Raw genomic sequence first — 18,911 nt, forward strand, 5'->3', positions numbered from 1 at the left:
CGGCACAGCTTGTAGGGGTTGCTGGTGCCCAGTGCAGTCCCTCTTAATCAAGCAAGCCTGTCGGCTTGCTTTCCTCACCGATACATCCTCTACTCTTGGCTGGCTCCAATCTTTCCACACCCGGATTGCCGGGCATGCTGTGAATTCTTGGGACTCACAGGCTTGTCGGCCTAGCTTGTAGGGGCTGCTGGTGCCCAATTGCTGTCCCTCTTAATCAAGCAAGCCTATCGGCTTGCTTTCCTCCAACGATACATCTTCTACTCTTGGCTGGCTCCGATCTTTTCACACCCGGATTGCCGGGCATGCTGTGAATTCTTGGGACTCACAGGCTTGTCGGCCTAGCTTCCTTGGCCTTTTGGGGGCTTGCAGCCTTCCCTGATACGGCCTCGTAACATTGCACGAGCACTACTGCAGCTCGTCCTTCTCTCACAAAAAAAGATCATGCCTACAAAAATGAGCATGATCTTTTTACTACTATATAAGTGCTACTCTTTTATCGTAACCGTTACGGGAGAGTATTCGGCAATGACGGTTTGTCCATGCACGGATACGCTGCCCTGCGGCGTAAGGTCTTTTTCGGTCATGATGCCAAGCGCGATAGTGAATTTGTTGAACTTGATCGGGATGTTCTTCTCCCGGCGGATCTCTTCGCCGTTCACGTAGAAGATTGCTTCGTCCTCGGCACGGTTATACGTGATTTTATATGTGTTGAATTCCCGCGGCGTGAAGTGTGTATCCTCCTCTTTGAAAATGCAGAAGTAACGGGTCTTGTCCGATTCCGGCACCTGCACACCCGGGAACGGCAGAACGGCATACACGCTGGCATACTTGTCATTCGAAGCAAAAAAGTCCAGTGCTGCGCCCGTGCTGAAATCAAGCAGATTCAAAGATACATAGCCGTCATACAAGTCGCCGGGAACCGTACCTTGGGTGCGTGCCCGAATTTGCAGCTCGAACGTGACCTCGCCGGATTCCGGCACTTCCACCTCTTCGTTGGAATAATACATATGCTTGGCATTATCGAGAATTTGGATCTGATCATTCTGGCGGCTCAGCGGCGCGCGCACGTACAGGATGCCGTTGCGGACGATCACGACCGCATTCGGCTCGCGATATTCCCAGAATGAACCGTCCGGCAGCGGGAAACCGCCGATCTTCCAAGTCCCGGTCTCGGACAGGATAGAGTGAAAATCACCAAAAACGCGTTGTTGTTCCATCTAATTCCCCTTCTTCCTTACAAAGTCTGAATGATTCCCTGGATGAGCAATGACAGGATCAGCATGCCGCCGCAGCGCATAGTCGTCATCGTTGAGGCGCCCATCAGCGGTAAATACGCTTCGGAGCGGTTGCTGTCCTTCAGTCTTCCATAGACAAGATACAACGGAATCATCGTAAGCAGTGCAATTAATGCGTAAGGCGGAAGCGCCCCGGCCAATACGCAGGCGATCAAAGACAAGCATGCCAGCAGCAGCAGAACTCGAGAGAAGTTCAGGGCTCTCTTTTCACCCCATACCACAACCAGGGTCTTCTTCCCGGCCTGACGGTCCGCCTGCCAATGCAAAAAGTGATGATTAAACAAAATCAGCGTGGTCAGCAGCCCGATGGGCAGTGACAGCAGCAGCGCCCGGACATCCATATGTGAGGTTTGAACGTAGTATGCGCCCATCACCGGCAAAATACCAAAGGATAGCAGAATCGCAATCTCGCTGAAACCCTTGCCGCGATATCCGAATTGAATTGGCGGTGCGACATAGAAATAAGCGATCAACCCGCCAAGTCCGCCGAAGACGAAAGCCCACCAGCCACTGATCAAACTGAGGATAATCCCGCTCAGCGCAGCAATCCCGAACAGCGTCCAGGTAACGATCTCGAATTTACGGAGCGACCAGACGCCCTTCGTCAGAAAACCGGAGTTCGTGGAGATCGCATCCACATGCTCCTGCGCTTCCGTGTCCGTTCCATTCTTATAATCCCACAAATCGTTCACCATATTGGAGAACAGATGGGCAGCGCCGCTCCCGATCAAGGTCAATAAAAAGAGGCCTAAATGAACTTCACCTGTCCATACATAAGCCCCGAGTGCTCCCAAAGCAACCGGAATCAGCATAACAGGAATTACTTTGATTCGGGAAGCTTTTTTAAACTGTTCAAGGGCATCCACTTGGTTATGCTCCTTTCCTTCTATAATACAGAATAGAACGCCTGCAGACAGCTGCAGACGTTAACGTTGTGAAACATGGAACTTGCATAAATAAGAATATCATAATTGTCGAACTTTGTAATCCGTTTGTTAGAACTTGGCTATGCAGCCATTATACCGATGAACGTTCGATCAGCTCGAAGGCAAGCTCCTTGCGAATCGGCTCTTCCTGCTCCCCTTGAATATGCGCATACAGCATCTTGAAGGCCTCGGAGCCCATATCAAACAGTCGGTTATCAATCGTGGTGAGACCCAGCATTTTACCGATCGGCTGGTTGTCGAATCCGATGACAGCGAGCTCTTGCGGAATGGACAGTCCTCTCTTCTCGGCTTCATAGATCAATCCGGCGGCCACATGGTCACCCGTTACCAGCAAACTACTTGGACGTTCCTCCATAGCGGACAGTCGATCCATAATCGCCGCACCGTCCTCCAGATCGATACAGCCATCCAATATCCATTCCTGTCGGTAAGGCTCTCCGATCTCCTTAAGCACTTCTTCATACGCCACTTGGCGCGCTCTCGTGCTCGGACTGTCCAGTCTTCCCACCGTGAAGCCGATGCGTCGATGTCCCCGCTTTATCAAATATTGCATGGCACTGCGAAATGCCTCCGCATGGTTTATATATATAGAAGAAAATAATCGTTCGCCCGCATCCTGACAGCATACGATCGGTCCGTAAGCGCAGTAGGCTTCGATCTGTTTTGGAGTCACGGCCGATGATAAAATAATGATGCCGTCAATCTCGCGGTTACGCAGCATCTCCAGCACTTCCACTTCCTTATCTGGCGCATACCCAGTTTGGCACAGGATCAGGCGATAGCTAGCGGCAAGCGCTTCTTGGCCGGCTCCCTCCATCAGCAAGGAGAAGTAGGCATGATTAATAAACGGCAGCATGATAGCAATATTCATCGTTTTCCCTGTAATCAGATGGACCGCATTCATATTCCGGGCGTATTTCAGCTGTTTCATGGTCTCCAACACGCGTGTCCGCTTATCTTCTCTGACATAGGGATGATTGTTCAGCACCCGGGATACCGTTGACACCGAAACGCCTGCCATCTTGGCAATCTCTTTAATATTAGCCACTCCTTCAAGCCCCCTTCATCCACTGGTTCCTTCCTGATACTATCATGATTGCTTACCCTATTCAAAGAGAGGCAACCCGGTAGCAAAAGGCAGTTGTATTACGATCAGAAACCGTCCCTTGGAAATTCCAGAGCTAATCTCAGCGCGCTGAAGGATTACAAGATGAATGCAAAAGATGAACAACGATAAAAAGAAGACTTGATCTGGTATGCTTTTCATACTTTACACTGAGGTTGGGTGGAAACCTTCATTCATTGTCAGCGTGACCGCAAGGGCGTGATGGCAAGGGCAAGGCTTCTGCCTTTTTATCATGATTCGTGAAACTTAGACCTTGTCCATAACGTCATCCTTGTCAAAAGGAGCTGATGGATGATGGAGACGTTCGGCAGAGGCTGCCTGTACTTGATCATTGGCATGGTGGTATTATTGCTGCTTGCCCTGTTATTGGGGACGACAATTACGATCCCTTGGTTTATCTTCATTCCTATAATTATTATTGCCTTTGCTATAGCTGCATCCAAGAGCAAGCACAAGGATGATGATTAAGCGAAACCGCAGGTCACGTCGCCGGATGCTAAATGGGTTGTTTACGCCTCGTTTTCGGAACCACATGCAAGTTTAGCCCGATCAGTCCGATTACCTTCCCACCGTACACCAAAAAAGACTCCCTTCCCGGGAGTCCTTTTCATTCCATATGATTCCGATCATTCTGTATCAGGCTACCTATTTATTTCGAGATATTCTTGAATGCCTCTGTCTGCTGCTTAATGCCGACCTCGGTGGCAAAACGCTCGATGCTGGAAGCTCCGAAGAATCCCTCGACTCCCTTGGTTCTGGACAATACATACGCCGCATCCTCAGGTTCTGCAATCGGACCACCATGGCACAGAATCATAATGTCCGGGTTAATGGCTTTACCGGCATCACAGATCGCTTGAATCTTTTCAACGCAATCGTCGAGTGTCAATGCTGTTTTCGCACCTATGGTTCCTTTGGTGGTAAGGCCCATATGGGCAACCAGGACATCGGCTCCGGCTTCAGCCATCTTCTTCGCTTGATCGACATCAAACACATACGGAGTAGTCAGCATATCCAGCTCATGCGCCTTCCGGATCATCTCAACCTCCAAATCATAGCCCATACCCGTCTCTTCCAGATTCGCCCGGAATACGCCGTCAATCAAGCCAACCGTCGGAAAGTTCTGCACACCGGCAAATCCTTGCTCCTTAAGCTGCTTGAGGAAAATATCCATGATCCGGAACGGATCCGTGCCGCAAACACCCGCCAATACTGGCGTATGCTTCACGACCGGCAGTACCTCGTTTCCCATGTCCACCACAATCTGGTTCGCATCTCCGTAAGCCATCAGTCCGGCGAGCGAGCCGCGCCCAGCCATCCGGTAACGCCCCGAATTGTATATAATAATCAAGTCCACACCACCGGCTTCGGCACTCTTGGCCGAGATGCCTGTCCCTGCTCCCGCTCCCAATAATACTTTACCCGCTGCTACTTCTGATTTTAATTTTGCTAACACTTCTGCTCTTGTTGTCATTGCCATGATCATGTCCTCCTTCAGTGTGAATACTTGAGTATGAGTGTGTAAACCTGTAACCTGCGCCAGACTTATTGCCGTTTCATCAATTCCATCAGCTTATCGGCCGCAGCCACGGCAAAAGCTTGATCATTGATGTCGGTATTCATCTCGATCAATTCAACGGTTTTACGGTCTATGCGTTGTTTTAACGTATCAAAGAGCATGTTATCTTCTTCCGGTCCATGGAATGCTTCACCTTCTACATCGAGCATCGATACGCCCTGCAAAGGAAGCATCAGTACGGTAGGTCCTTGCGACATATTCAATTTGTCTGCAATCAACTCCCCAAGCTGCCGGTTCTCCTCAACCGTGGTCCGCATCAGCGTAACCGAGGGGTTATGCTTGTACAGATTCCGTTCCCGGAATGCCTCCGGCACGGTATCATATGGACCGAAATTGACCATATCCAGCGCTCCGGTTGATACGACCTGCGGTATTTTGCAGCGACCGGCGGCTTCTAGACGATGCGGACCAGCCGCCAAAACGCCTCCCACCAGCTCATCGCACCATTCCGTTGTTGTCAAATCCAGCACACCGTCTATATATCCGGCCTCAATTAGGCTTTCCATCGTTTGTCCGCCCGTACCTGTTGCGTGAAATACTAGCACTTCATAACCATGCAACTCCAGATGCGCCCTGGCATAATCGATGCACGGGGTCGTAACCCCAAACATCGTCGCTGCAATCAGCGGCTTTTTATCCATCGGGGGCGCCGATTCGAACTGAACCATACCGGCAATCGCATGTGCCGCGTTCGTGAATATTTTGGTGGAAAACGAATTCAGTCCCGATACATCCACGATGGACGGGAACATGATAATGTCACTTGTCCCCACATAAGGTGCCGTATTGCCGGATGCGACCGTGGACACCATCAGTTTCGGAACGCCGATCGGCAATGCCCTCATGCCCGCCGTGACGATCGAAGTACCTCCAGTGCCGCCGAATGACAGCATGGCATCAAATTTGCCCTCTGCATACAGCTTCGGTACGATTTTTTCCATTCCTTGAGCCAATGCTTCAGTCCCTGCGGAACGGTCCTTTCGAGCCGCAATCTCACGTATATCCACACCAGCTGCCGCTGCAACTTCGATGTTGGATACATCCGGCGTGAACATCGGCTCAAACACACCGCTGTGGATCATAAACGTCTTTAGCCCCAAGCTCTCGATAACGGATTTAACGTATGAAAACTCGGCACCCTTCGAATCAAATGTCCCCGCAATAGCTACCGTCTTCACCGTGCAGACCTCCTCCATATCTCATCTCAGGATCGCTTGCACCCGTCCTGACAGGTCCGGTATAGGATCCCTACAAGACCATAATACAGCGCTTTCAAATAAAAAGGATCGTATCGATGTACGATCTTTATGTATATTTGTCTTTCAGATGCTGACGGTAGGATTGGGGAGAAGTTCCAGCGTATTTTTTGAAGGTTTTGCTGAAATGAACATAGTCAGGGTAGCCCACGAGCTCGGCTATTCTGCCCAGGGACAGTTTGCTGTGCTTCATGATCTCCTGTGATTTGTGAATCCTGTATTTAGCTATATATTCCGGAAAGCTGCATCCCACTTCCCTGTTAAAAAGCGCGCTCAGATGCGTTCGAGAAACATGAATACGCTCTGCCAGCTCGTTCATTGAAATGGAGTCCGCGTAATTCTCGGCAACATATTCCTTCACGTAGGCAACATAATCCATCGGCTCTTCGAGCCCCGAGAGCTTCTCCATCAGTTGCCGATCCTGCTCCAGATGGCCCGTTGCCTTAAAACGAAACGTGGCATCCACGATGGCCTCTTCCGTCGGTGTTCGTTCAAAGCTCGAACCGCCCACGTAACCCATGGCTGACGTGTTGTCATACATATACTGAACATCGATCGGCGTATGGACGGGGCCGCCATATACCAGCTTGATCGGCCGCCTGCCCGAAGCGTCACTTACTTCAAATATGTTTCTGGCGATTTCCGCCCCCTTCTCCAGCGACCATGCTTTCGTGGTGCCCATCAACCCGCCTGCCGTGACGCCTAAATGGGCGCAGATGATATCGGCCCCAGCCTCCAGCATCCACTTCGTCTGCTCCGGAGTAAAAACAAAGGCCATCGTAAACATATCCTGCTCATGGGCAGCCCGAATGGCCTCCACCTCCTGCAAATAGGTGATGCCTTCTTCCTCCAGGGCTTCACGGAACTGTCCATCAATCATTCCCACGGTCGGATAGTTGATTATGCCGGCAAAACCGCTGCCGCGGATGGATGCCAAGTAATCAGGAAGCTGAATGGTTGGATCTGTCCCGCACAGACCGAAGATCACCGGTATGTCACCGACCACCGAAAGAATCTCCCGCGAACCGAATTCCATCACCATTTCATTGCCGTTCGCATAGGGCATGAAACCCGCCAGGGAGCCAAGCCCCATCTGCCGAAAACGGCCCGAATTCAGGGCCAGTATCAAATCTGCCCCGCCCTTAACCGCATATTTTGCCGAGATCCCTGCCCCTGCCGCAACGCCAATCAGTCGCTCCTGCGTCTGTATTCCTTTATGTAATCGGTCTACAATTTGTTCTCTGGTCGTTATCAAAGCTATTGGTCCCCTTATCTTCAATCTGACCGTCATTTATATCGTTTCCCTATGTCGCTACATCTATTATAAATGAATATCAATAGAGACGCTTGTTGTAGCTGTCCCGTAATCCTTGAGTAACTGATTCCTCCGTCACACGATCTTGATTCACATGATCCGCAATGATCCGGGACGGATTCGGCAGCTGCTCGCCTGATATCCAGGAATCAGGATTCCATGTTTGGGACCGTATGAAGGCTTTTGCGCAGTGCATATAACATTCCTCAACCCGTACTCCGATGCCAAGCCATGGCTGTTTGCCTTGTACGCTGAGCTGCTCCAAAATGTTTTCGTCCCTGATCAGAACGGCACTGCCGTTGACTCGCAGTGTCTCCTTCAATCCCGGTATGACAAACACGATGCCGACCCTAGGGTTGGACAAAATATTTCGCAGTGAATCAAAGCGGCGATTGCCCGGCCGTTCCGGAATAATCAACCAGGATTCATCCATCACATGCACAAACCCCGGCGCATCTCCCCTCGGCGAAGCATCGCAGTAACCGGATGCGTCCGAAGTAGACATAAATAGCAATGGACTCTTGGCAATAAAATCTTTACAGTGATGATCCAATCGATCAATCGCCTTATGTTTGACCACATGATTGGACTCGCCGAACAGGTCCCGAAGCTCCTCCTCCGATGTAATGATGGACCGAAAAGGACATTTTGTCATCATAATCACTCTCCCTTTTTTAGTTACCCCTCAAACCTTCTTCTTATATCCCAGCGGATTCTGATTCTAGTCCTCTCCCAACGTATGAAAAGAAGCCCCCCCAAGTTCAAAGAACTTATGGGAGCCCTTCTCCATTCTTATAAGAAGACAAGCAGCAAAATACCGACAACAAAGCAATAATAAGCGAAATACTTCAGATTCCCGCGCGCCATGATATTCATGAACCATTTCATCGCAAAATAGGTACAGATCAATGTAGCAATGAACGCAATCAGATAAGGGATTAGCAACGAAGAAAAGTTGGGATCCGATGTGATATCCGACACGCCCAGCACCATGCCGCCGAGACTTATAGGAATATACAGCATAAAGGAAAACCGAAGCGCTGTCTCCTGCTTCATCCCCACAGCGATCGACGTAATGACGGTCGAACCGGATCGGCTAATACCCGGGATCAGCGCAACCGCCTGGGCTAAACCTACGATAAGCGCGTCCTTGAATGACAGGTCATTGTCCAGCTTGCGTCCACGAAGATTCCGAATCAGCCAAAGAGCGACCCCCGTGAACAGCAGCGCAACGCCTACCGTACGTACAGAGGCAAATATTTCTTCAATCTGATCCTTGAACAACAGACCGATAATGACGGCCGGAATCGTACCTACAATAATATACAGAATAAACATGAAATCGGATTTATACTCCGGTTTTCGTGTGCGCAAATAACTTAGGCCGTTCACGATCAGTCTCTGCAAATCCTTGCGAAAGATAAATACAATCGCAATTAATGATGCCGTATTAGTCAGAATTTCAAACGACAGTCCATTCTGCTCCATGCCCATGAGTCTCTGCGCGACAATCAAATGACCGCTGGAGGATACCGGAATCGGCTCCGTAACCCCCTGCACGATACCCAGCAGCAAGTACTTCAACCACAAGATGAAATCTTCCATAACTCTCCTACTCTCTTTACAACATTTGTATTGCTATAAAAAATACTAGTCTATCATAGCCCAAAAAAATTGCAATAATCAAACCACGAATGGACAAAAAAGATATGTAAACAAGAGAAGCCCCTCTAACCACGGAATTAGAGGGGCTCCTAATCTATTGTTAAGAGGTGATTCCATCTTAAGATATGCAGCTTAATGAAACCTTAAAGCTTCATTAGGGGAACATAAAAAGTTGTGAGTACTCCTTTAATCACTATGGTGAGACATGAGAAAGGCTAATATTCACAAGGAATAGTTCGATTCTCCCATTAACTTCTATAATTCTACAATATCCTTACTCTTTCGCTTTAAACATAGAAATATATACCTAGTTCTGATAGACTATTCTATAATATTCCTGTTTTAACGGGTTAACAACAAGCGACGGAAAATTTCCGTGCAAGCAAATCCCCTAGCCGATAGGGACTCAAGAAATGAGAAGAAGAAATGAAACGCTTGGCAAAATCAGCTCTGTTCATCCTGTTGTTATTGGTCATGTTGACTGCATGCAGTTCAGGGAAAGACGCAGCCGAAACTTCGTCCCCCCCTTCAACCCCGGAAAATGAAGCGGCAAAAAACACCGCCTCTGACAATAAGGAAAAGAATGAAGAACCTAACAAGACTCAATCATTTAAAGGGGAGAATTTTTCCTTTTCCTACCCTTCGACTTGGAAGGATGCAGAGCTTAACATCCCTCAAGTCATTGCGGCATTCGTAAATCCTAACCCCCAAGGAGCTTTTGTTGATAATTTAAATGTCGTTATCGAGGAATCGTCAGCTACTCCAGAGGAAGCAGCTAACGCTGCCGTTCAAGGTTTAACCAATGGAGATGGGGGACCATTAATCCAAGATTTCAAAAAACTGAACTACATCGACATTCCCAAGAAGGCAGCGGGGATTCTGGAATCTGAATACACTCATGGAGAGTCAAATGTCCAAGTGATATTGACCCAATATTTTGCCTCAAACGGCAATGAGCTTTACACGCTCTCCATTTCCTATTCCAAGACAGCCTACGATAATGGAGGAAAAGCGAGTGTCCAAAACATAATGGACTCGTTCGAAATCGTTAAAGTTAGTAATCAGGTGGAAGATGCGAATGCTAACGCTGGCAGTAATGTCGAAGGATTAACGGAAGAAAACCTTTTCGCTGAAATCATGGCTTATGTTATCCCAATTGAAATTGAAGACGGAGCTCTAGACGAGGTCACCTATAACTATTTTGTTCAGCATTATGAGTTGTTTCCAGCGCTTACACCTAAAGCTCAAAAGAAAGCGAAGGCAGAAGTCGATCCAAATATTACGTCCCGCCACCTCAACAAAAATCTGAGTCCCTATTTGGATCAGATGATCGAGGTAAGTGGATACGTTGTTGATATCATTGAAGATGAAGTCGAAGAGGGTATTACCCTTGCCGAAATACACATCATAGATGATAACGATAACTCCATTATCGGTTTTTATGCCCACTCTACCGGTGATATTCTGCAAGACGATTATGTCACGATGCGAGGAGTGCCGGCAACATTTTATTCATTTGAGAATGTAAGTGGCGGAACCACGAATTCTGTTCTTATCGGTGTGTCCACGCTTGAGAAGACGGAATAGTTTGTTAAGAATAGATGCTCTATTATCTTATCCTAAGCCCATTTTTGGGCTTTTCTTTTTGTATGAGGCCCCTCGAAGACATAATTCTTATCAATCTTTGCCATGCATTCGGGTTGGTTACTTTTTTCTAACCTATTTGAACGAGTTGCATAAAGCTCTCTACTGCAGATATTGAGAGGTTTTCAATTCCGAAAAAATATTTTGTTTGTTTTCGCTTTCATCATACACATCATCTGGATCAGTCCCATCCAAATTGAATTTACCAGCTTGCAAATTAATTACGCTATATTGTCCATAAGTATTTTTTTTCATAAATATGATATAACTGCTGCCGCTCTTCATTTCAGTATAATCCCCAATTGCTAATTTTTCTTTACCTGATAGCGTTTGCTTCAGAGCAATGGGTTCTATTACTTTCAGGTTACTCGCGTCTTCCTCAGAGCCTTTCAAAACCTTTTCAACCTCAATCTCGGTTAACGTATAAAAATCCACAGGTATATCATTCTCAAGTGTTCTAATCGTCATTTCACGATCTTCAAAGTCCTTAATGGGCCTTCCGATAACAATCAACTGGGCATCAGAAAATAGTGCTTCTCCCGTTGAGTACCCCTTATAATCTGGGTGAGTTCTTACATCGCGAACAGAATTATAAATGGCAAAATAATAATAACAAGCTGCTGCAAGGATAATAACCAAAGCCAGTGAAAGAATTATGCTTTTCTTTTTTAGCAACATCTTCATTTCATAATCCTCCTATTTTTTAATTTCCCCATTTGTACTTTAATTCACCTTTATCATAGGTTGAAGGAGAAGTAATATTACGATTTTTAAATGTGTCGGTTCCCGCTGAGCAACAGAATAGTCATAATAGGCATTAAAAATACCAGTTGTTCTCTTGTAACTAAACACGGTTGCATTAGCATTAGGCCCTAATAAGGTAACTGTTTCATTCTTTTGATTCAAAATGTAAAAAAGTGCGCCGATTGAGTATCGGCACACGCTCTCTCGTAAGCAAATTCTTACGGTAATGTATGTAACTGAGTTATAAGTAAAATATTCCTGTTTACTTTTTTACTGTTTTTTTGCTTGTTACATAACCTATAAAAGAACCAGTCAAACTGACAGCATACATTACACAAAATGTATCCAAATGCTTCGTATGAAACCGAGGGTAAGAAGTATCTTAGCAAGCAGGTCCTAAGATGATTATTCCTACCGGTATTGAAAGAAGTATGGAATCAGTGAGATACATTACAAAAACACTGCAAAATCGTCAAGCGGAATTCACTTTAAGGTGTCTGACTGCACACTCTCATTCGGAATGGATGAACGGACCACCAGCACGTTGGCCGAAATGATGCTTCCCTTATACTGGGCATAGATCTGGGTTTTTCCCGGCTTATGTCCGATCAGGTTTCCTTCCTTATCCACCTCGGCTATATCCGGATGATCACTGATGAATGTTGTTTGCCTTGTGATGTCGATTTCGTTTGGGTTAATATAGTTACGCAATATGACCTTCAAGTCGAGCATCGTGCCTTCCGCAAGCGAATACTCGTCAGAATCCAGCTTGATATAGCCAGAGACAGGTTCGAATTCGTCCGAGTCTTCCGGGAACACGGTAATGCTCAATCTGGCTGTGAAACCTTCGTAAGCTGCTTCGACATAGCTGTTCCCCGGCTCGTGCCCTGTAATCCGGCCCAATGCGTCGATTTCCACGATGGCGCTGTCCGCCGATACATAATCCGCGGCGCTGGACAAATCGCTGTTTGTACCGTCGGAATAAACCGCTTGAAGCACGGTAAAGACGCTTGTACCTGCTTTCAATTTCTTTTCCTTTTCCGTAAACGAGATGCCCGTCAGCGTACGTTCGACTGGCCTGTCCGCTGAAGGCGACAGCTTCATAAGCTGGAACTTCTTCACGTCCCCCCGTACAACGGTTCCCGGAAAAATAAATCCGCCGTCAGGTGTTACCGCTGCACTTCCACCGAGGTAGATGGGAGGGCCCTTAAACAATTCCCTGCTAATAAACTGGCCGTTCCCATCGACGCTCAGCACATCGTATTGCCTTTTGTAATCCAGACTGTTGTTAGAAATATGTTCTCCCAGCATGGCGTAGCCGTCTTTTGTGTGGACAAGACGTTTAAAAAATTCGGAATTCATCCCGTCGCGATACGTTTTTTCCCATTGTACCTGTCCGTTCAGGTCCAACTTGGTAAGTGCATTCACACGATTGCGGTCGATACGTTTTTCACTGCCAATGACATAACCCCCATCTTCCGAAGCAGTGATGGAAAATGCAGTCCAGCGGCTATCTGGGTCCTTGAATTGTTTCGACCAGACTTCTTTGCCTTGATCATCAATTTTGACCATCAGCATCGCATCCAGGTCTCCCGTTTCATATTCTGCCCGGCCTACGCCGCCAACGGCAATGTACCCTCCATCATTTGCCGGAATAAGGTCGTTAAACTCTACGCTGTCTGTATAATTGTATTTGTTATACCACAACGTCTCACCGTTTATATCGATCTTTAAAATATAGGCTTTTTCATAGGCAACCCAGCCTACGGACCCACTCCCGGCTATAAAAAAATCGCCGTCCTCCGTTTCGACAATTGCAGTCGGGGTACTATGAATTGTATCATCCTGTACCTTCTCCCATAATACATTGCCCGATGAATCCAGTCTGATTATATACAGCTGACCAACAATCGGTACGTCTTCTGAATTCGTGTTACCGGCTACGAGATATCCGCCGTCCTTCGTCTCAATGACCCGGTATGCCATACTATTCGTAGTAGGATACATAGGCTTCTGTTCCCATTCAACCTGGCCCTCTGCATCAAGCTTTAAAATGTAAGCCTTTTGATACTTTCCAGCCTCGAAGATACCTCCAACGGCTATATAGCCGCCATCAGAAGTCGGGATCACATCATTCCCTGCGGAGTTACTCCCGTAATCCCTGGACCATTCGACAGTTGACTGCGCCGTATCGGTAGCCGCGTGGCTTAATCCGGGCATTAATCCGAACATCAGCAGCAATCCGGCAAAACACGCCATCAATAATCGTGAATATTTTCTAAACACAATCCTACCTCCATTAGCAAATGATATTTGTGAGATTGTCAATTTCTTCAATTCCTTTTCATTATTCATTGGATTCCCTGGAATTGATATCCAACAAATCTCATAATTTTCTGATGCAATGGAACTGGTTTCCAATTCGCTTTGACATTTAAGCCAAGTCGATATGAGCAATGCGCACCTTGACGATCACCATACTAAAAGAACCCCGTTAGCCTTAGCCAACAGAGTTCTTTGCCGATGCGATCATATTACTTATATTGCGATAACTTGATCACAATCGTGGGCAAATTGTTAGTTTAACTGCTATAAATTTTTACCCAGATTTTGCCGTAATAAGTGTTATACTTGACAAAAAAAGGAGTTGTATCACTTGAAGAAATCGTTTGTTAAAACTATGACCACTCTAGCACTTGGCATGATGATTGGATCGGCAACAATTGCAGCTGCAGCACCCGGTACAATTCAAGCTGTTTTATCAAAATTCACGATTATCGTAGATGGGCAAAAGCAAAATCTCAAATCTGATCCAATTATATACAAAGGTACAACCTACCTTCCGGTTCGGGAGGTTGCTGAAATGTTAAACGCTGAGTTATCTTCTTTCGATAACAAGGCTAAGAGAATAGAATTGAAGACTGGATCACAAACACCAACAAATCCCCAAGTAAATTCCAATCAAACCAATGCACCACAGACACCACTAACACTCAAACTTAATGAAACCGCTACTCGAGGTGATATGACACTAAAAGTTAACAGTGTAAGCTATACAAACTTCATCCCATCTGGACCTGGATCGACATCTGGTATGATTGCTGATAAAGGAAACAAGTTCGCTGTTATTGAATTTGAAGCAACGCTAAACGAAGAGCCGACAAACCAATTTGCATGGAGTGCTTTAGATTTTTTTGATAGCGCTACTATTGGTGGCAAGAAGATCAGTTCAGCTACTTCTTATGACCATACCAATCTACTAAAAGGTGAGACAAAAACTATTCAAGTTACGCTCAACCTTCCAGAAAATATGGATATTAGTTCTATCACCTTTAGAGATCCAAGTAAAAATTCGATTTTCGGAACGATCCATCTTAAATAAACGATGCCAATGGCGGCTCCCCGGATACCGATATTCGGGCCGCCCACGCCAGAAACGCGACCTTCTGTGCTTCAATTTATAGAAAAGAGACCCCTCAGGGTCTCTTTTTCATTTATTAAACTTGCGAATAAACTGAACCGCCTTGGAAATATCATGTTCCGGATTTGATAACCGGTACTTTCAGGACAGTTTACTTGTAAAGTCAATGGTCAAGTTAACGAAATCTTACCTTTGAACAGCTGATGCAAAACCATCGTGGTTACGCCGATTACATAATTTCTTTTGCCTAAACTCGCAGGGGAAACCCAATTCGAGTCATATAAACCATCCACCGCAAATTTGGCTAGATGATCGTGAATCTTCTGAATGCATTTCGGTGATGTCATGAACCACCCGTCCAAAATGGTCTTTTGCGGGCCAAACAGATTCATCATGACCGCAACCGCCCTGCTCAAAAACAGCAGGCTTCGATTCATCATCGTCTCGATCCAAATTTCCCCGCGTTCATACGCTTGTACAACTTCTTCAATGGTTTGAGGTACAGGGCAGCCAAACTTGGCTGCCCTTTTCCGCGCCTGCTCCAGCACATAGGTACTGTTAAACCAATTATCATGCAGCAGGGCGACCTCTCCTGCTCTTCCTTTGTACCCAGAATAGACCTGGCCATTCACGATAAACCGGGCTCCGACACCTTCATATATCCATACATATAACACGTTCTTAACGCTAGGACTCGTCTCCAGATAATATTCCGCAAATGCAGCGGCATTGGTGTCGTTCATGACGTAAATAGGCAGATTATAATAACGGGACTGAAGCAGCCTGATGATCTCAAAATCCTTTAGATTCAGATAACGTGCGTACGATATTGTCCCGCTACCCTCGTCAACAATACCCGGAGAAGCAATGCCGATTCCTTTGATTTGGGAGAAGTCACTGATTCCCGCAATTCGGACAATCTCGCTGATACAGTGAAATATCGCCTGCAGAACCTGGTCATTTCCTTTTACGGCCGGAACTGTAAGTTCAGCGACGATTTCACTGTGGAAATTGGATAGCGTGCAGTAAAAGGTGTTGTTTCCCAAACCGACCGAAATGACAAACCCTTTATCTTTGCTAATCTCCAGCGATATGGCCTTGCGCCCCGCACCAACCGATGACTTTTCGCCCGATTCGACAATGAATCCTTCGGCAATCAGCTCATCCACCAGAGAGGACACGGTCGTAGCGCTCAGTTGCGTAACCTTTGCCATATCCGCACGCGACATCGCTTTTTCCCTATGAAGCAAGCTTAAGATGGTCGCTCGGTTGATTTCTTTCATTAGATATACGTTACCTCTAATATGTTTCATGTATGTACCTTTCTCCAGGGTAATGTGTTCTCTAGAAAAAGAAACCCCCTAGTTTCCATTGTTCTTATCCATTACTTCATTAATTCTTTATTCGCCTCATACGCTTTGTTTTGGATCGCTTCCAATTCATCAAAACGCATGGATCTCACTTTCTCAACGAATGCATCAAATTGGGATAACGGCTCCTGCCCGATAATAAACTTGCTGATCATCTCATTCACATAGGTATCGATCTGCGTTTTGATCTCCGTGCTCGTCTCAAAATCATCTTCAGTATACTTCAAGGCAGGCACCGGATCCCGGAAATAGTTTTGTTCGACGTAATAGAACAGTTGCTTGGCCGCATCCTCGCTTACCGCAGCCGCTTTCTCATAACGTGCATCTTGACGGAAACCGATCCATGGTTGCGCTCCGATTCTACTTAATGCCTTCGCGGCCCCGTCCGGATTTTTCATAATCTTGTCGGTATATTTGAGCGTTCCATCGGCTTCCTTCGTATATGTGTCGCCCTCAACCCCGAAGTTGAATAGCAGTTGACCTTCGTCACTGTAAGCATACTCGAAAATTTCCATCGTTTTATCGACGTGCTCGTTCTGGCCGCTGATGGCCCAAGCAACAGGCACCACGATTTGTTGCTGCCTGCTCGTAAGCGGTTTGTCGCCTTTGTTCATGACTGGAGGTGGCGTAACCTGAAAATTAAATCCTTTAATATTCTCAACCTCAGGTCTTGCATTGAAACTTGCCACATATCCAACCCAATGATTGGTTGCACCGACTTTATCATTGAAAACCATCGAAGTATAGTCTTTATCTTGTCTGGACAGGATCTCTTGATCAAACAATCCTTCACTGTACCATTGGTTCATCGTAGTTAGAAATTCCTTGGCGCGCGGATCGATTGGCGTGTAGATCATCTTGCCGTTCTCCTCCATCCAGCGGCCATCCTCGTTCAGGTCAATGCCCCAAGCATCGGCAAAGTTCAAATAAAAAGTGCCGGCAGTAGAAAACGGTACTTCATCCTTCGGATCTCCGTTTCCGTTGGCATCCTTCTCTTTGAACGCTTTCAAAGTATTATACCAATCATCCATCGTTTCCGGTACTGGCAGGTTCAAGCGATCCAACCAGTCTTGACGAATCAAGGGGCCTTCGGATGTACGAACCGCAGACAACATCGGAACTCCGTAAATATTGCCATCTGCATTAACAATCTGGGATTTGGCAATTTTGTCGTCTACTAAATATTTTTGCAGATTGGGCTTATCTTTAATCAGATCGTTCAGCGGGATGAACACGCCCTGTGGACCGTACTTGTTAAAGTTGCTAGGTGCATCCGCGACGATATCCGGATACTCATTGGAAGAAATCATAAGCGGAAATTTGTCACGCATCGTTTTGGCATCACCTGTAATAAAGTCAAATTCCACGTTGAATTTTTTGCCGATTTCCTTCCATACCAGTGTTTCGTTGGTGTACATTTCATCCGTTGCCCGGCTCGCAATAAAGATCGATAATTTCACCGGTTCATCACCGCTCGTATTATCTGACGGCGACGATTCTCCCTTTGACGCTCCGCCTCCGCATGCCGATGTCAGAAGAGCCATAATGATTACAATGACCAATAAGGATATCCCATTCTTTCTCCATTGTCTGTTCATTCTTACGACCTCCACTTTGGATTATTGATTTTAACCACATCTCTATTTCAAATCTACTAACTCTTAACGGCGCCGATCATCACCCCTTTCACAAAATACTTTTGCAGAAACGGATAGGCCATAATAATTGGCAGAGCCGTAATCACGATAGCCGCATATTGAATGGTGATCGGCAGAACTCCGGAACTTTGGACTAGCGCCTTCTCCATTTCCTTATCGAATGAGCTGTCGCGGATTATTCGGACCAATAACACCTGAACCGGCATAAATTGCTCCTTGCTGAGTAATATCAATTCCCAGAAAAAGGAGTTCCATTTGCCAACCGCATAATACAAGCCGATGGCTGCAAGAACCGGTTTGGACAGAGGTAGCGCCATTTGCAGGAATATTCTGATATCGCTGGCACCGTCGATTTTGGCCGATTCCTCGATCTCTTTGGGAAGACTCTCAAAATAGGTGCGTACAATGATGATATAGAACGTAGAAATAGCTGCGTAAAGCAAGATACCCATTCGGGAATTAAGCAAATGAAGATCTCTCATGACCATATAAAAGGGAATCATTCCGCCACCGAACCATAATGGAATCGCCAAAAAGATGGCGGCAAAATTGCGCAGCTTCCAATTTTTCCGTGACAGTGGATAGGCCGCCAGCGTCGTCAGCAGTAAGCTAAGAAATGTTCCCACCACCGTGTAGTAAATCGTATTTCCATAGGCCACGATCATTCCCTTGTAATTCAAAACTGTCTCATAAGCCGACAAATTGATTCCTTTTGGCCAGAGAAGCACTTCATTTCGCATCACACTGTCCGTATCGCTGATAGAAACGGATAGAATATAAATGAATGGGTAGAGCATCACGATACAAGTGACGATAATAAACAGATAGATGAATACAAAATAAATGGCGTCACTGGCGTCCACTCTTTTTTTGGTCTTAAACATGTTCTCT

General features: G+C 46.4%; 16 protein-coding genes. 3 read left to right on the plus strand and 13 right to left on the minus strand.

Features of this window, described 5'->3' with window-relative positions:
* Positions 1-485: 485 nt before the first annotated feature.
* From NYE54_RS28045 to NYE54_RS28055, 3 genes are all read right to left on the minus strand, one after another.
* Positions 486-1,217, minus strand: coding sequence for a DUF6081 family protein (locus NYE54_RS28045; RefSeq protein WP_127593381.1), 732 nt, complete (start codon positions 1,215-1,217; stop codon positions 486-488).
* A gap of 17 nt (positions 1,218-1,234) precedes the next feature.
* Positions 1,235-2,161: a prenyltransferase gene (locus NYE54_RS28050; RefSeq protein WP_339267779.1), complete on the minus strand. Its 927-nt coding sequence runs from the start codon at positions 2,159-2,161 to the stop codon at positions 1,235-1,237.
* A 151-nt stretch (positions 2,162-2,312) separates the two neighbouring features.
* The gene (locus tag NYE54_RS28055; protein WP_339267781.1) at positions 2,313-3,290 is read right to left on the minus strand and encodes a LacI family DNA-binding transcriptional regulator; all 978 of its coding nucleotides are present in this window, start codon (positions 3,288-3,290) and stop codon (positions 2,313-2,315) included.
* A 369-nt stretch (positions 3,291-3,659) separates the two neighbouring features.
* On the opposite strand from NYE54_RS28055, the gene NYE54_RS28060 reads away from it, so the two are divergent.
* Entirely contained in the window at positions 3,660-3,836 is a 177-nt protein-coding gene (locus NYE54_RS28060) for a hypothetical protein (RefSeq protein ID WP_179090683.1), read from the plus strand.
* A gap of 181 nt (positions 3,837-4,017) precedes the next feature.
* Here the strand turns inward: NYE54_RS28060 and NYE54_RS28065 are convergent, their stop codons facing one another.
* The 5 genes from NYE54_RS28065 to NYE54_RS28085 form a co-directional block, all read right to left on the minus strand.
* The gene (locus NYE54_RS28065) at positions 4,018-4,848 is read right to left on the minus strand and encodes a phosphoenolpyruvate hydrolase family protein (RefSeq protein WP_098748738.1); all 831 of its coding nucleotides are present in this window, start codon (positions 4,846-4,848) and stop codon (positions 4,018-4,020) included.
* A 65-nt stretch (positions 4,849-4,913) separates the two neighbouring features.
* Entirely contained in the window at positions 4,914-6,125 is a 1,212-nt protein-coding gene (locus NYE54_RS28070; protein ID WP_339267784.1) for a Tm-1-like ATP-binding domain-containing protein, read from the minus strand.
* Between the two features lie 127 nt (positions 6,126-6,252).
* Positions 6,253-7,458: a phosphoenolpyruvate hydrolase family protein gene (locus NYE54_RS28075; RefSeq protein WP_339267785.1), complete on the minus strand. Its 1,206-nt coding sequence runs from the start codon at positions 7,456-7,458 to the stop codon at positions 6,253-6,255.
* A gap of 79 nt (positions 7,459-7,537) precedes the next feature.
* Positions 7,538-8,173: a pyridoxamine 5'-phosphate oxidase family protein gene (locus NYE54_RS28080; protein ID WP_339273685.1), complete on the minus strand. Its 636-nt coding sequence runs from the start codon at positions 8,171-8,173 to the stop codon at positions 7,538-7,540.
* 137 nt (positions 8,174-8,310) lie between these two features.
* Entirely contained in the window at positions 8,311-9,123 is an 813-nt protein-coding gene (locus tag NYE54_RS28085; protein WP_076324692.1) for an undecaprenyl-diphosphate phosphatase, read from the minus strand.
* Positions 9,124-9,609: 486 nt separating this feature from the next.
* On the opposite strand from NYE54_RS28085, the gene NYE54_RS28090 reads away from it, so the two are divergent.
* Positions 9,610-10,770, plus strand: a complete 1,161-nt coding sequence (locus NYE54_RS28090; protein ID WP_339267788.1) for a hypothetical protein — start codon at positions 9,610-9,612, stop codon at positions 10,768-10,770.
* A 159-nt stretch (positions 10,771-10,929) separates the two neighbouring features.
* On the opposite strand, the gene NYE54_RS28095 is transcribed toward NYE54_RS28090, so the two are convergent.
* Both NYE54_RS28095 and NYE54_RS28100 read right to left on the minus strand, forming a co-directional pair.
* Positions 10,930-11,511: a hypothetical protein gene (locus NYE54_RS28095; protein WP_098748743.1), complete on the minus strand. Its 582-nt coding sequence runs from the start codon at positions 11,509-11,511 to the stop codon at positions 10,930-10,932.
* Between the two features lie 543 nt (positions 11,512-12,054).
* A complete protein-coding gene (locus NYE54_RS28100) occupies positions 12,055-13,857 on the minus strand; it encodes a hypothetical protein (RefSeq protein WP_339267790.1) in 1,803 nt (600 codons plus the stop codon).
* Between the two features lie 370 nt (positions 13,858-14,227).
* Here NYE54_RS28100 and NYE54_RS28105 point away from each other — a divergent pair, with 370 nt between their 5' ends.
* Positions 14,228-14,953, plus strand: coding sequence for a stalk domain-containing protein (locus tag NYE54_RS28105; RefSeq protein WP_339267792.1), 726 nt, complete (start codon positions 14,228-14,230; stop codon positions 14,951-14,953).
* Positions 14,954-15,162: 209 nt separating this feature from the next.
* Here the strand turns inward: NYE54_RS28105 and NYE54_RS28110 are convergent, their stop codons facing one another.
* The 3 genes from NYE54_RS28110 to NYE54_RS28120 form a co-directional block, all read right to left on the minus strand.
* Positions 15,163-16,305, minus strand: a complete 1,143-nt coding sequence (locus tag NYE54_RS28110) for an ROK family transcriptional regulator (protein WP_339267794.1) — start codon at positions 16,303-16,305, stop codon at positions 15,163-15,165.
* A gap of 71 nt (positions 16,306-16,376) precedes the next feature.
* Positions 16,377-17,960: an extracellular solute-binding protein gene (locus tag NYE54_RS28115; RefSeq protein WP_076324699.1), complete on the minus strand. Its 1,584-nt coding sequence runs from the start codon at positions 17,958-17,960 to the stop codon at positions 16,377-16,379.
* A gap of 56 nt (positions 17,961-18,016) precedes the next feature.
* Positions 18,017-18,904 carry a carbohydrate ABC transporter permease gene (locus NYE54_RS28120; RefSeq protein WP_098748752.1) on the minus strand — a complete coding sequence of 296 codons (888 nt, stop codon included), beginning with the start codon at positions 18,902-18,904 and terminating at the stop codon, positions 18,017-18,019.
* Positions 18,905-18,911: the final 7 nt, after the last annotated feature.

Origin of the sequence: Paenibacillus sp. FSL K6-1330 (assembly GCF_037976825.1) — a bacterium.
GTDB lineage: Bacteria > Bacillota > Bacilli > Paenibacillales > Paenibacillaceae > Paenibacillus_AQ.

Coding starts and splice junctions, on each gene's coding strand:
- NYE54_RS28115 (WP_076324699.1), bottom strand. CDS start 17,960: ATGAACAGACAATGGAGAAAGAATGGGATATCCTTATTGGTCATTGTA.
- NYE54_RS28065 (WP_098748738.1), bottom strand. CDS start 4,848: ATGGCAATGACAACAAGAGCAGAAGTGTTAGCAAAATTAAAATCAGAA.
- NYE54_RS28090 (WP_339267788.1), top strand. CDS start 9,610: ATGAAACGCTTGGCAAAATCAGCTCTGTTCATCCTGTTGTTATTGGTC.
- NYE54_RS28095 (WP_098748743.1), bottom strand. CDS start 11,511: ATGAAGATGTTGCTAAAAAAGAAAAGCATAATTCTTTCACTGGCTTTG.
- NYE54_RS28080 (WP_339273685.1), bottom strand. CDS start 8,173: ATGACAAAATGTCCTTTTCGGTCCATCATTACATCGGAGGAGGAGCTT.
- NYE54_RS28110 (WP_339267794.1), bottom strand. CDS start 16,305: ATGAAACATATTAGAGGTAACGTATATCTAATGAAAGAAATCAACCGA.
- NYE54_RS28085 (WP_076324692.1), bottom strand. CDS start 9,123: ATGGAAGATTTCATCTTGTGGTTGAAGTACTTGCTGCTGGGTATCGTG.
- NYE54_RS28120 (WP_098748752.1), bottom strand. CDS start 18,904: ATGTTTAAGACCAAAAAAAGAGTGGACGCCAGTGACGCCATTTATTTT.
- NYE54_RS28060 (WP_179090683.1), top strand. CDS start 3,660: ATGATGGAGACGTTCGGCAGAGGCTGCCTGTACTTGATCATTGGCATG.
- NYE54_RS28045 (WP_127593381.1), bottom strand. CDS start 1,217: ATGGAACAACAACGCGTTTTTGGTGATTTTCACTCTATCCTGTCCGAG.